12 protein-coding genes are annotated in these 12,556 nt (G+C 67.0%); 4 read left to right on the top strand and 8 right to left on the bottom strand.

Annotated features, from left to right (window positions below; genetic code table 11):
- The first annotated feature begins 2 nt into the window (after window positions 1-2).
- Genes ACSFBL_RS03130 through lon form a run of 3 tightly spaced genes read left to right on the top strand, consistent with a single transcriptional unit; the run spans window position 3 to window position 3,591 of the window.
- On the top strand, window positions 3-677 hold the full coding sequence (locus tag ACSFBL_RS03130; RefSeq protein WP_435514276.1) for a VOC family protein: 675 nt from the start codon (window positions 3-5) through the stop codon (window positions 675-677).
- Between the two features lie 32 nt (window positions 678-709).
- Entirely contained in the window at window positions 710-1,123 is a 414-nt protein-coding gene (locus tag ACSFBL_RS03125) for an Hsp20/alpha crystallin family protein (protein WP_435514275.1), read from the top strand.
- Window positions 1,123-3,591 (top strand): endopeptidase La, encoded by a 2,469-nt coding sequence (gene lon / locus ACSFBL_RS03120; protein WP_435514274.1) that lies wholly within the window; start codon window positions 1,123-1,125, stop codon window positions 3,589-3,591. The genes ACSFBL_RS03125 and lon overlap by 1 nt, the downstream gene beginning before the upstream one ends.
- Before the next feature lie 10 nt (window positions 3,592-3,601).
- On the opposite strand, the gene ACSFBL_RS03115 is transcribed toward lon, so the two are convergent.
- From ACSFBL_RS03115 to ACSFBL_RS03090, 6 genes are all read right to left on the bottom strand, one after another.
- Window positions 3,602-4,534, bottom strand: coding sequence for a LysR family transcriptional regulator (locus ACSFBL_RS03115; protein ID WP_435514273.1), 933 nt, complete (start codon window positions 4,532-4,534; stop codon window positions 3,602-3,604).
- Between the two features lie 88 nt (window positions 4,535-4,622).
- Window positions 4,623-5,336, bottom strand: a complete 714-nt coding sequence (locus ACSFBL_RS03110) for an SDR family NAD(P)-dependent oxidoreductase (protein WP_435514272.1) — start codon at window positions 5,334-5,336, stop codon at window positions 4,623-4,625.
- Window positions 5,337-5,517: 181 nt separating this feature from the next.
- Window positions 5,518-7,707, bottom strand: a complete 2,190-nt coding sequence (locus tag ACSFBL_RS03105) for a xanthine dehydrogenase family protein molybdopterin-binding subunit (protein WP_435514271.1) — start codon at window positions 7,705-7,707, stop codon at window positions 5,518-5,520.
- A 1-nt stretch (window position 7,708) separates the two neighbouring features.
- Entirely contained in the window at window positions 7,709-8,200 is a 492-nt protein-coding gene (locus ACSFBL_RS03100) for a (2Fe-2S)-binding protein (protein ID WP_435514270.1), read from the bottom strand.
- A gap of 162 nt (window positions 8,201-8,362) precedes the next feature.
- The gene (locus ACSFBL_RS03095; RefSeq protein WP_435514269.1) at window positions 8,363-8,860 is read right to left on the bottom strand and encodes a RidA family protein; all 498 of its coding nucleotides are present in this window, start codon (window positions 8,858-8,860) and stop codon (window positions 8,363-8,365) included.
- A gap of 99 nt (window positions 8,861-8,959) precedes the next feature.
- Window positions 8,960-9,652, bottom strand: a complete 693-nt coding sequence (locus ACSFBL_RS03090) for a LuxR C-terminal-related transcriptional regulator (protein ID WP_435514268.1) — start codon at window positions 9,650-9,652, stop codon at window positions 8,960-8,962.
- Between the two features lie 279 nt (window positions 9,653-9,931).
- Between ACSFBL_RS03090 and ACSFBL_RS03085 the strand changes: the two genes are divergently transcribed.
- Window positions 9,932-11,233 carry a carbohydrate porin gene (locus ACSFBL_RS03085; protein WP_435514267.1) on the top strand — a complete coding sequence of 434 codons (1,302 nt, stop codon included), beginning with the start codon at window positions 9,932-9,934 and terminating at the stop codon, window positions 11,231-11,233.
- 66 nt (window positions 11,234-11,299) lie between these two features.
- Here the strand turns inward: ACSFBL_RS03085 and ACSFBL_RS03080 are convergent, their stop codons facing one another.
- A complete protein-coding gene (locus ACSFBL_RS03080; protein ID WP_435514266.1) occupies window positions 11,300-11,977 on the bottom strand; it encodes a type 1 glutamine amidotransferase domain-containing protein in 678 nt (225 codons plus the stop codon).
- A gap of 116 nt (window positions 11,978-12,093) precedes the next feature.
- Window positions 12,094-12,417: a hypothetical protein gene (locus ACSFBL_RS03075; protein ID WP_435514265.1), complete on the bottom strand. Its 324-nt coding sequence runs from the start codon at window positions 12,415-12,417 to the stop codon at window positions 12,094-12,096.
- Window positions 12,418-12,556 lie beyond the last annotated feature (139 nt).

The raw sequence follows: 12,556 nt of genomic DNA, 5'->3' as shown, positions 1-12,556 counted from the left end.
TCATGCGTCATGCCGAGGTGCTCAGTGACATTGCAGTCGAAAACCTGAAGACCCGAACGGTCGACATGAAGTTCGAGTTCATCGTCATCGCCGTCTCAAACGTGGACCGTGCGAAGGACTTCTACACCGACCTCGGATGGAAGCTCGACATGGACTTCGTCAGGGGTGACGACTTTCGAGTCATCCAGTTCACGCCGCCGGGTTCGCCGGCCTCGATCATCTTCGGACGGGGCATCACGACGGCCGCGCCCGGCTCGGCGCAGGGGCTCTATCTGGTCGTGTCGGACATCGAGACCGCGCGTGCCGAGCTCATGGCACGTGGCGCCGCGGTGAGCGAGATCTTTCACGACGGCGGTGGCGTGTTCCACCATGCCGGGACCGAAGGCCGCCTGAGCGGGCCGGCACCGCAGCGCCGCTCGTACGGCTCGTTCGCCGCGTTCGACGATCCGGACGGCAACGGGTGGCTGCTGCAGGAAGTGACCGTCCGCCTGCCGGGACATGGCAGCACAGGCGACACGACCTTCAGTTCGCCGATCGAACTTGCGGGTGCATTGCGCCGCGCGCAGGCCGCCCACGACGATCGGCAGAAGCGGATGGGCCTCGTCGAAGCGGATTGGGCCAACTGGTTTGCCGAGTACATCGTGCTGGAGCAGGCCGGCAAGCCGATGCCGTCTTGAGCAACCGCCAAGCGCGCCATCGAGAGTCGACCATGTCGCGAGATTCCACCGCGCTGATGTGGCTGCAGGCGTGCGAGCTGCTCGAACGGGCCAGCGGCCTGCAGCGCCAGTTCTTTCGCCCGACACCGACGCAGCGCACGACCGCGGTGTGGGAGCCGCCAGTGGATGTGTTCGAGGATGCGCGCGAGATGGTGATCGTCGTGGCGATGCCGGGCGTGCCGGCCGAGCGCATCCAGGTGGCGAACGAGGAGGGCGAGCTCGTCGTGCGCGGCGCCCGGCCGTTCCCGGCGGCGATTTCGAACCACACCGTCCGGCGACTCGAGATTCCCTACGGCGTTTTCGAGCGGCGCGTCCCGCTGCCCGCCGGACGACTGGAGCTGGGCATCCCCGAACTCGTCCTGGGTTGCCTGGTGCTGACGATCCGCAAGCTCGGGCGGGACCGGTGATGGATGCGCCACGCACGGGCCCGGCCATTCCGCTTTCAGCGGATGCGCAGCAGCCACGCAACGGAGCATCGGAAGGGAGCGTGGGGCAGCGCGCGTCCAGCGCCTCGCGGCCGATCCCGGAGGATGCGCTGATCATCCTGCCGGTGCGCGATCTCGTGATCTTTCCGAGCACCGTGTTCCCGCTCGCCATCGGCCCGCAGCGACAGCAGGCGGCCGTGCAGGAGGCGATGCGGCTGGAACGGCCGGTCGGCCTGCTGATGCAGAGCAAGCCGGACATCGACGAGCCGGGTCCGGACGACCTGCATTGGGTCGGCACTGACGTCGCGGTGCTGCGCTATGTCACCGCGCCCGATGGCACGCACCATGCGGTGGTGAGGGGCCTGCGCCGCTTCCGCGTGCTGCAGTTCCTCGAAGGGCATGCGTTTCCGGTGGCGCAGGTACAGTTTCTGGACGATGCGGTGACCGCGGGTTCCGAGATCGAAGGCGCCGCCAGCGCGCTGAAGATCCTGGCGCTCGAGACACTGGAACTGCTGCCGCAGGTGCCTGCCGAGGTTCGCACTGCGCTGCAGGCCATCCACGATGCAAGCCAGCTGGCGGACGTGGTGGCCAGCGTGCTGGACCTTGCCGCCCCCGAAAAGCAGCAGCTCCTCGAGACCTTCAACCTCCGGGCGCGCATCGACAAGCTGCTGGAGATGCTGGCACGCCGCATCGAGGTGTTGAAAGTCTCGCGCGACATCGCCGCGCGCACGCGCGAGTCGATCGGCGACGTCAATCGCAAGCACCTGCTGCGCGAGCAGATGCGCACCATCCAGAAGGAACTGGGCGAAGGCGACGAGACGGCGGCGGAGATCGAGGAACTCGACCGTGCCATCGCCGATGCAGGCATGCCGGAAGAAGTCGAGAGCGTGGCGCGCAAGGAGCTCAAGCGCCTGCAGCGCATGCCCGAGAGCTCGGGCGAGCAGGCCATGGTGCGCACCTACCTCGACTGGCTCGTCGAGCTGCCCTGGAAGGCCGACCCCGATGCGCCGATCGACATCGCCGAAGCGCGTCGCATCCTCGACCAGGACCACTTCGGGCTGGAGAAGGTCAAGAAGCGCATCCTGGAGTACCTGGCGGTGCGCAAGCTCAATCCCCGGGGCCGCGGCCCGATCCTGTGCTTCGCCGGTCCACCGGGCGTCGGCAAGACTTCGCTCGGCCACAGCATCGCGAAGGCCACCGGGCGCAAGTTCGTGCGCGTCAGCCTGGGTGGCGTGCACGACGAGGCGGAGATCCGCGGCCATCGCCGCACCTATGTCGGTGCGCTGCCTGGGAACATCGTCCAGAACCTGCGCAAGGCGGGCACGCGGCAGGGCGTGATGATGCTGGACGAGATCGACAAGCTCGGCGCCGGCGGCTTCCAAGGCGACCCCGGCTCGGCGCTGCTGGAGGTGCTGGACCCCGAACAGAATGCGACCTTCCGCGACACCTACCTGGCGGTGCCGTTCGATCTTTCGAAGCTGATGTTCATCGCCACCGCGAACGTGCTCGACACGATTCCCGGTCCGCTGCGCGATCGCATGGAGGTGATTCACCTGCCGGGCTACACGACGCAGGAGAAGCTGCAGATCGCGCGGCGATACCTCGTTCCGCGCCAGCGCGAAGCCGCCGGCCTGATCGAGGCACAGTGCGAGATCTCGGACGCCGCGCTGACCGCGATCATCGAGGACTACACACGCGAAGCCGGCGTGCGCAATCTCGAACGCGAGATCGGAAGCGTCTGCCGCCACGTCGCGATGCGCATCGCCGAAGGGAGCATGCAGGACCTGGCGATCGACGAACCGGATCTGCATGGGATCCTCGGTCCGAAGCGATTCGAGTCCGACGTCGCGATGCGCGGCGACATGCCGGGCGTCGCCACCGGCCTCGCGTGGACGCCGGTCGGTGGCGACATCCTCTTCATCGAGGCCGCGCGCACGCCGGGTGGCGGCCGCCTGATCCTCACGGGCCAGCTCGGCGACGTGATGAAGGAAAGCGCGCAGGCCGCGCTCTCGCTCGCGAAGGCGCGCGCGGCGTCGCTGGGCATCGCGTCCGAGTCGTTCGAGCGATCGGACATCCACATCCACGTGCCCGCGGGCGCGACGCCCAAGGACGGTCCGAGTGCGGGGGTGGCGATGTTCGTTGCGCTGGTGTCGCTGCTGACGGGCCGGCCGGTGCGCAGCGATGTCGCGATGACCGGCGAGATCAGCCTGCGCGGGCTCGTGCTGCCGATCGGCGGCGTCAAGGAGAAGGTGCTTGCCGCGCTGCGCGCCGGCATCACGACGGTGATGCTGCCCGCGCGCAACGAGCGCGACCTGGATGACATACCGGCCGACGCCCGTTCGCGGCTGAAGTTCGTGTGGCTGGCGCAGGTGGACGACGCGATCCGCGTCGCCGTGCCCGGTACGGCGGTGGCGCAGGTCGAGACACCGGACGAGCCCGTGGTCCTGTAGATCCGCCAATTCAGCGCGCCGCGCCTTTGCCGCCGTCCGCCAGCTCCGCCAGCAGGAAATCGATGAAGGCTCGTACGCGCAACGCCGTGTGATGGCGGTTCGGGTAGATCAGCGAGAACGGCCTGGAACAGCCACCGGCTTCGGACAACATTTCCTGCAGATGACCTTGCGCGAGATCGTCCTGCACGATGAAGCGATAGGTCTGGAAGATGCCGGCGCCATGGCGTGCCAGGGTCACGGCGCCCAGGTAGTCGTCGGCGCAGAGATAGGTCGGTGGCGTGTCGAGCTCGAAGTCGCGCCCTTCACTGTGGAAGAGCCAAGGGACGGGCAGCCCCGTGCTTGGCAGAACGAACTGCACGCAGTCGTGCATCGCCAGCGCATCGACGGAGGCCGGCGTCCCCGCGCGCGCGAGGTAGGCCGGGGCCGCAACCAGCACCAGGTCGGCGTCTTCGAGCTTGCGCGCGATCAGGCCAGAGTCCGGCGGCGCGCGGCCACGGATCGCAAGGTCGAAGCCTTCGCCGGTGAAGTCGATGTTGCGGTTGCTCAGATGGACCTCGATGCGCACCTTCGGATAACGCGCGCGGAATCGCGGCAGGAGCGGCAGCACGCGATAGTGGCCGTAGGGCGAGGCGACGCTGAGCCGAAGCAGTCCGGCCGGCGCTTGCTGCGCACCCGTGAGCCGGGCTTCGGCGTCGCGCATCAGATCCAGGGCCTGCCGGCATTGCTCGAAGTAGGCGCGGCCGGCGTCGGTCAGATGAATCTGCCGCGTGGTCCGCATGAACAGGCGCACACCGAGCCGGGTCTCGAGCCGAGCGATCGTCCGGCTGACCGCGGCGGGGCTCAGGCCCGCCGCCCGCCCCGCCGCCGTGAAGCTTTCGAGTTCCGCCGCGATGCAGAACAGCTCCAGGCTTCCGAGCATGATGTCGTCGAACTGTCGCGTCATACGGGCCGGTTCCTCTGAAGGCCAATGCGTGCTGCTCCCGTCATTCTGCTTCGAACGCCCCGGCCGCGGCGTGCGGCCGTATGGCGCCTTACCAGCGGCCTGCCGACTGGCCGCCGTCGACGTGCAGGATTTCGCCGGTCACGAACGGTGCGTTCTCGAGGAACAGGATCGCCTTGACGATGTCGCTGATCTCGCCCATGCGCCCGACGGGATGCAGGGTGGCCAACCCTGCATGCGTTTCCGGCGGATGCATCGGCGTCTTGATGATGCCCGGCGAGACGGCGTTCACGCGGATGCCGCGCGTCGCATACTCGATCGCCAGCGACTTGGTGGCGGCGTTCAGGCCGCCCTTGGTGATCGACGCCAGGACCGAGGGCACGCCGCTGATGGGTTGGTCGACCAGGCTCGAGGTGATCTGCACGATATGTCCCGATCCCTGGGACTCCATCTGCCTGACCGCGCGTTGGGTGACATGGAAGAAGCCGCCGAGGTTGATGGCCAGGTTGCTCGCCCAATCCTCGGCGGTGAATCCGGTGAAGGGCTTGGCGGTGAAGATGCCCGCGTTGTTCACGAGCGTGTCGACGCGGCCGAAGCGTCGGAGGCCCTCGCTGAAGATTCTTTCGGCGGTGGCCGGGTCGGCGATGTCGCCGGCCACATTCAGGATGTCCGGATCGGTGCTGGCGCCAATGGAGCGCGAGTTGGCGATGACGCGAAAGCCGGCCTCGCGATAGGCTTTGACCAGCGCTGCGCCGATGCCCTGCGAGGCGCCCGTGATCACCACTGTCTTTGAGTCGTTGCTCATGATGTTTTCCTTGAGAAGAGTCGATGTGAAACGGAGGGGAGACGGACACGCCGTCGTCACCGCCAACTCCCATATCTGTGCTTCTCCGTGGTTTAAACATCCGGGCCTGGAACAACTGCAGATACCCGATGTAATCAATCCCCCGACGCCATCGCCCGGGGGATCGGCACTCCGTCCCTCTTTACGCCTGGCGCAGCTGTTCGCCGACTGGCAGCTTGCGGATGCGCTTGCCGCTGGCCGCGAAGATCGCGTTGGTCAAGGCCGGCATCACGCACGAGGTGCCGGGCTCGCCGATGCCGCCGGGCGCCTCCAGGTTCTTGACGACATGCACGTCGATCTGCGGAATCTCGTGGATGCGCAACACGCGGTAGTCACCGAAGTTGGTCTGTTCGACGCGGCCGTTCTTGAGGGTGATCTCGCCGAACAGCGCAGCCGACAGGCCGAACACGATGCCGCTTTCCATCTGGGCGCGCACCGTGTCGGGATTCACCACGATGCCGCAGTCGACGACGCACCACGCATGCATCGGCTTGACGGTGCCGTCCTTGTCGATGCTCACCTGGACGACCTGCGCGATGAAGCTGCCGAAGCCGATGCACAGTGCGATGCCGCGGCCCTGGCCGGCCGGCAGCGGCTGGCCCCAGCCGGATTGCTGCGCGGCGAGTTGCAGGACGTTCTTCGCGCGCGGGTTCTTGTCGAGCATCGCCACGCGATAGGCCAGCGGATCCTGCTTCGCGCTGGCGGCCAGCTCGTCCACGAAGCTCTCGACCGCGAAGGTCCCGCGCGTCACGCCCACCCCACGCCAGAACGCCGTCAGGATGCCGGGGGGCTCCAGCGCAACCCAGTCGACGTGGATGTCGCCGATCCCGTAGGGCTGGTTCGCGGAGCCGTCGACCGCATCGGGATCGATGCCGTCCTTGATCCATGCGGGCGAGTAGCGGGCGACGATGGAGGAGCCGGCAATGCGATGGGACCACGCGAGGGTCTTGCCGTCGGCGTCCACGCCCGCGCTCAGGCGGTCGTAGTAGTACGGCCGGTACATGTCGTGCTGGATGTCTTCCTCACGGGTCCAGATCACCTGCACGGGGCCCTCGACATGCTGGGCGATCTGCACCGCCCGCACCGTGCCGTCGAACTCCAGGCGGCGGCCGAAGCCACCGCCGAGCAGGTGGTTGTGGACGCGGACCTGTTCGCGCTGCAGGCCGGTCACCTTCATTGCGGCGGCCTGCGTGAGCCCGGGGACTTGCGTGCCGACCCAGATGTCGCAGCCCGTCTTGGTCACTTGCACGGTGCAGTTCATCGGCTCCATCGTTGCGTGCGCAAGAAAGGGTTGCTCGTAGGCCGCATCGAGGCGCCGCGCCGCACGCCCCAGGGCCGCGGGGGCATCGCCGTCGTGACGTGCGACGGCGCCCGGCTTCTCCGACGCCGCGGTGAGCTGGGCCACGATGTCGGCCGTCGACAGCTTCGCGTTCGGGCCTGGGTCCCATTGCGGATCGGCCGCTGCGAGGCCCTGCTTGGCCGCCCAGGTATGGCGCGCCACGATCGCGATCGCATCGTCGAGCCGCACGACCTGGCTCACGCCCGGGACCGCCTTCGCCTTGGCCTCGTCGAGCGAGACGAGCTTGCCGCCGAAGGTCGGCGACGCGCTCACGACGGCGAACTTCATGCCGGGAGGCCGGCTGTCGATGCCGAACTTCGCGCTGCCGTCGACCTTGCCGGCGATGTCCAGGCGCCGATGCGGCGTCCCGATCAGCTTGAAGTCGCCCGGCTCCTTGAGCGCCACGTTCTCGGGCACTGGCAGCTTCGCCGCGGCATCCGCGAGGGTGCCGTAGCCGAGTCGGCGCCCGGTGGGCCCATGCACCACCTCGCCGTTCTCCGCGTGGCAGGTCGACGGGTCGACATTCCAGCGCTTGGCTGCCGCGGTCACGAGCATGACGCGGGCCGTCGCGCCCGCACGGCGCAGCGGCACGTACGTGCCGCGGATGGCGGTCGAGCCGCCTGTCATCTGCACGCCGATCAGCGGGTTCACGTAGATCTTGTCGTCGGGCGGCGAATGCTCGATCGCGACCTTGTCGACATTGACCTCGAGTTCCTCCGCGATGAGCATCGGGACCGACGTGTAGGTTCCCTGCCCCATCTCGATCACGGGCATCACGAACGTGACCTTGCCGGCGCGGTCGATGCGCAGGAAGGCATTCGGCGCGAACGCGGCGTCGGTGGTGAGGGTGTCGCGTATCTCGCCGCGCGCGGGCAGGCCGAAGCCGAGCACGAATCCTCCGCCAAGCATGCCGAGCGTGCCGGTGGCCGTGACGGCGAGAAAGTCCCGGCGCGAAGGCGCCGCGATGGCAGTGTCGATCAGCGCGGATTTCATCTCACACCTCCGTCACGGTGCGGGGATGGGACAAGGCGATCTTGGCGCCGGCGGCCTGGTGGATTGCCGCACGTATGCGCGGGTAGGTACCGCAGCGGCAGATGTTCCCGGACATCGCGGCATCGATGTCCGCATCGTTGGGCTGGGGGTTGGCTGCGAGCAAGGCGCAGGCCGACATGATCTGGCCCGATTGGCAGTAGCCGCACTGCGGCACGTTCGATGCCAGCCAGGCGGCCTGGATCTTCTTGCCCGCCGGCGTGGTGCCGATCGCTTCGATCGTGGTGATCTTCTTTCCCACCGCCGCCGAGACCGGCGTGAGGCACGAGCGTGCCGGCTGTCCGTCGATGTGGATCGTGCAGGCCCCGCACAAACCCATGCCGCATCCGAACTTGGTGCCGGTCATGCCCAGCACGTCGCGCAAGGTCCACAGCAGCGGCATGTCGTCCGGAACATCGAGCGCGCGGCTTTTACCGTTGATGCTGAGAGTGATCATCACGTTTCTCCTTTGGCGGGGGATCGAATCTCATCAGAGCGCGCTCGGCCAGTCCATTGGACGAAGGTGTCGGCGACAGCTCCCTCTTCGGGTTCGGGAGTTTGCGCGCCGGGAAACATCCGCGACGTCGGCAAGGAGATTGAGGGCGGGCGCCGGCGCGTTCTACATCACCTCGAAGATGAGCTCGAGCTCGACCGGGGTGCCGAGGGGAAGGCTCGCGACGCCGAGCACCAGGCGACAGGGGTTCCTGTCTTTCCCGAACACATCCTGGAGGAGCTGCGAAGCGCCGTCCGCGACTTTCGGATGGTCGCGGACGTCGCCCGAAGTGGCGACGGACACGCCGAGCCGGACGACCCGCGCCACCTTGTCGAGCGACCCCAGGTGCTTGCGCACGACGGCGAGGCCGTTGAGCGCCGCGAGATGCGCCGCCTGGCGTCCTGCCTCGACATCCAGCTCCGCGCCGACGCGGCCCTGGAACTTGGCCTCGCCGCCCTCGATGGGCAGCATCCCGGTCAGGAAGAGCAGCTGACCGGACTGCACCGACTCGACGTAGGTGCCGAGCGGCTTGGGCGGTGACGGCAGCCGGATGCCGAGCGTCTTCAGCCGATGTTCGGCACTGTCGGAATCGGAGGCGGGGCGGGACGACGACGAGGTGGACACGGTGACTCTCCTTGGTGTTGCAGGCAGTGGTGGGATCAGAAGAGCGAATGGCGCTCCGTTGCTGTGCGTCGGGCCGCCGAGCGGCCGTGCGGGCCCCGGTCAGGCGAACTGCGCCCGCAGCTCGACCATGGGCGCACGCGATGAGGAGAACACTTCGCTTCTCGATCCGGACTCATCCACCAGCCCGCGATTCACCGCGATGCTGGCGGCCTGCGTGCGGGAGCTGGCGCCGAGCTTGGTCATGATCGCGCTCACGTGCGACTTCACCGTCCCGAGCTCGATGGCCAGGAGCTTGGCGATGGCCTTGTTGGACTGACCTTCCGCGACGAGTCGCAACACCTCGTTCTCGCGCAGCGTGAGCGTGACACCTGCGAGGCTCTCGGCGAGGCGCTCGGCCACGGCCGGACACAGGCATCGCGCGCCGTTGCCCACCGCCCTGACAGCGTCGATCAGTTCGTGCAGGGATCCGCCGAGCAGCAGGTACCCGCGGATCCCCGCCTGAAGCGCCCGTCGGATGTCGGCCTCGCGGTCCCTGGCGGTGAGGGCCAGGATCCTCGGTTCGGCGAGTTGCCCGTGCGTCTTCCGCACGTCGATCTCGGCGAGCAGCATCGCATTGGCGTAGTCCGCGATCACGACGTCGATCGGGAGGCTGCTCGATGCCGGGTTGTCGACGCCGTGGACCAGGATCTCGAAGTTCGCCTCCTGGCGCAGCGCTGCGACCAGCCCGGCGCAGACGATGGGGTCGTGGTACATCACCAGGACGTTGAGGTGACGGGACGAACTTGGGTTCATTGACTTCTCCGACTGTTGGGACTTGGCGCATTGCCAAGGTCAGTGTTGCGCGACAGTTCGCGATCTGACTACAGACGGGAGGGAATCGCCATTGCACGTTGGTATCGCTCGATGCCTGCGAGTGTCCGCCCGTCTGGCGTCGCATCCAACTGTCTCCAGGGCCATCCGCTTGTCGTGCGGAAGTTCGACGCACGAGTCGGCTGCACAACGTTTGAAGCGTGGCAGTCCATACCATCGTTCAATAGATCGAGAGGGAGGGCTCTGATCTGATCGCTTTCGATGCGCCGCATTTCGAAAGCCCCTTCCCTGGCCGCAGTCCTGCTGATGCTCGGCGTGGCCGGCGCGCACGCCGACGACATCGCGTCGCGTCCTTATCTGCTGGGCGACTGGGGAGGACAACGCACGCGTCTGGAAGGTGAAGGACTCGCCTTCAATCTCGGCTATGGCGGCCAGCTCGCGCACAACTTCAGCGGCGGCAGCGAACACCTGACGCGCTACGCCGACCAGTGGGTCTTCGGTGTCACCGCCGACCTGAACAAGCTGTGGGGATGGAAGGGCGGCACCTTCCAGGGAACCGTGACCGATCGCAACGGGCGCAACCTCGGCGCGGATGCGAACATCGGCAACAGCATGCTGCTTCAGGAAATCTACGGCCGCGGGCAGACGTGGCATCTGACGCAGTTCTGGGTGAACCAGCGGCTGTTCGACGACCAGCTCGAAGTCAAGTTCGGCCGCCTGACGGTGGGCGAGGATTTCGCCAGCTTCTCGTGCGACTTCCAGAACCTGACCTTCTGCGGTTCGCAGCCGGGCAACCTCGTCAGCAGCTACTGGGTCAACTGGCCGACCAGTCAATGGGCAACGCGCATCAAGTACCAGCCGTCTCCGCAGGCCTACGCGCAGGTCGGCGTCTACCAGGTCAATCCGGTCTACGTGGACGACGGCTATGCGCAGCGCAGCGGCTGGAAGCTGGACAACCCGGCCGGCACAACCGGCGCACTGATTCCGCTGGAATTCGGCTGGTTGCCGAGCTTCGACGGCCGGCCCGGTTCGTACAAGGTGGGCGGCTGGTACAACACCTCCGACGGCGTCGACCTGTACGACGACGTCAACCGGAATCCTCGCGGCATCACCGGCCTCGAGCCGCTCGAGCACAGCGGCCAGTACGGCGCATACCTCAACTTCCAGCAGCAGGTCACGGGCAGCGGAGGAGGCCGTGGCGCCACCGTGTTCCTCAATATCTCCCAGGCCGATCGCGCCACGGCCGTTCTCGATCGGCAGATCGCCGCCGGGGTGATGTACCAGGGGCCGTTCGATCGCGCGCGCGATGCCATCGGCCTTGCCGTCGGGGCCACCCACAACAATGGTCGCCTTGCCCGCTTCGTGCGCGAGAACAATGCGCGCACGGGACAACGGGCGGTTGCCGGCGATGGCAACGAATACGCGATCGAGCTGTACTACAGCTGGTCGCCGATCCCGAGCCTCTACCTGCGTCCGAACCTGCAGTACGTCGTGCATCCCGGCGGCACGACCGCCAATGCGAATGCCTTCGTCATCGGGTTGAAGTCCGCAGTCTCGTTCTGATCTCTTTGGCCGGGCACGACAAAAGGTCCGCCTACCGGCGGACCTTCATTGAGCGGCGCGACGCACCTACTTCAACAGCTTGAGCAGCGCCTGGCCGGCCGAGGTCGAGGAGGCCGGGTTCTGGCCGGTGATCAGGCGACCATCGGTGATGGCGAAAGGCTTCCAGTTGTCGACCTTCTCGAAGAGGCCACCCAGTCGCTTCAGTTCATCCTCGACGAGGAACGGAACGATCTTCGTGAGCTGGACTTCCTCTTCCTCGGTGTTGGTGAATCCGGTGACGCGCTTGCCCTTGACGATCGATTCGCCCTTGTACTTCACGTGGCGCAGCACGCCCGGCGCATGGCAGACCGCCGCGACCGGCTTGCCGGCGTCGTAGAAGGATTCGATGAGGGCGATGGACACGGGATCTTCGGCCAGGTCCCACATCGGGCCGTGTCCGCCCGAGTAGAAGACGGTATCGAAGTCGGCGGACTTCATGTCGGCCAGCTTGACGGTGCTCGCCAGCACGGCCTGCGTGGCCTTGTCGCCCTTGAAGCGCGTCATCGAATCGGTCTGGTTGGCCGGATCGTCGCTCTTGGGATCGATCGGCGGTTGCCCGCCCTTCGGCGAGGCCACGGTGACCTTGACGCCCGCGTCGTGGAAGACGTAGTAGGGGGCCGTGAACTCTTCCAGCCAGAAGCCGGTCGGTCGACCCGTGCTGCCGAGGATGTTGTGCGACGTGAGAACCATCAGGATCTTGCTCATGCGTTTACCTCAATGAATGGTGGGTGGGACTGCCCATTGTTCGACCCGTCGACCGCCATCGAATCCGGAGCAAGACCCACCCGTGGATCGTCCGGAAGGCGGACCGGGCCGGCGTCTCAGCGCGGTGGAAGGACGACCACGCGACGCCCGAAGCGGTACGAGTCCACCGAGTACGCCCCCGGGCCGAGAAGCGCGAGCGCCAGCGCGTCCAGCAGGACGATGCTCGCCACGAAAGCGCTGTCGATGCCCTGGAGCCACCAGATGAGCACATGGAACACCAGCGCCATGACGGCGGCGACCGGTGTCAGGTAGCCCGCGCACACGGCCACCGAAAGCAGCAGTCCGGCACCCTCCACCCATTGGGACATGCCGTGCCCCTGACCAAGGATGTCGATCAGCAGCGCAAGCGTGACCGAGGCCCGCAGTGCGAGCAAGGCCATTCCCGGCCATCCGGGAGGGAACATGTTGAAGAGGCGCTGCACAATGCCGAGCGTGCACCAGGAGGGGGCCGGACAGTACCCGAGATCAGGGCGTCACCGTCTGCCACTTTCGGGAGAGCCGCGCTTCCCACGACCGAAG

The organism is Variovorax glacialis (assembly GCF_051216375.1).
Taxonomy (GTDB): Bacteria; Pseudomonadota; Gammaproteobacteria; order Burkholderiales; family Burkholderiaceae_C; genus Variovorax.
This window is presented reverse-complemented; position numbering and strand designations above follow the sequence as displayed.

What these genes read in the sequence shown, in the direction of transcription:
- ACSFBL_RS03115 (WP_435514273.1), bottom strand. Translation starts at nt 4,534, where the DNA reads ATGACGCGACAGTTCGACGACATCATGCTCGGAAGCCTGGAGCTGTTC.
- ACSFBL_RS03130 (WP_435514276.1), top strand. Translation starts at nt 3, where the DNA reads ATGCGTCATGCCGAGGTGCTCAGTGACATTGCAGTCGAAAACCTGAAG.
- ACSFBL_RS03075 (WP_435514265.1), bottom strand. Translation starts at nt 12,417, where the DNA reads ATGGCCTTGCTCGCACTGCGGGCCTCGGTCACGCTTGCGCTGCTGATC.
- ACSFBL_RS03105 (WP_435514271.1), bottom strand. Translation starts at nt 7,707, where the DNA reads ATGAAATCCGCGCTGATCGACACTGCCATCGCGGCGCCTTCGCGCCGG.
- ACSFBL_RS03080 (WP_435514266.1), bottom strand. Translation starts at nt 11,977, where the DNA reads ATGAGCAAGATCCTGATGGTTCTCACGTCGCACAACATCCTCGGCAGC.
- ACSFBL_RS03090 (WP_435514268.1), bottom strand. Translation starts at nt 9,652, where the DNA reads ATGAACCCAAGTTCGTCCCGTCACCTCAACGTCCTGGTGATGTACCAC.
- ACSFBL_RS03085 (WP_435514267.1), top strand. Translation starts at nt 9,932, where the DNA reads ATGCGCCGCATTTCGAAAGCCCCTTCCCTGGCCGCAGTCCTGCTGATG.
- ACSFBL_RS03125 (WP_435514275.1), top strand. Translation starts at nt 710, where the DNA reads ATGTCGCGAGATTCCACCGCGCTGATGTGGCTGCAGGCGTGCGAGCTG.
- lon (WP_435514274.1), top strand. Translation starts at nt 1,123, where the DNA reads ATGGATGCGCCACGCACGGGCCCGGCCATTCCGCTTTCAGCGGATGCG.
- ACSFBL_RS03100 (WP_435514270.1), bottom strand. Translation starts at nt 8,200, where the DNA reads ATGATCACTCTCAGCATCAACGGTAAAAGCCGCGCGCTCGATGTTCCG.
- ACSFBL_RS03110 (WP_435514272.1), bottom strand. Translation starts at nt 5,336, where the DNA reads ATGAGCAACGACTCAAAGACAGTGGTGATCACGGGCGCCTCGCAGGGC.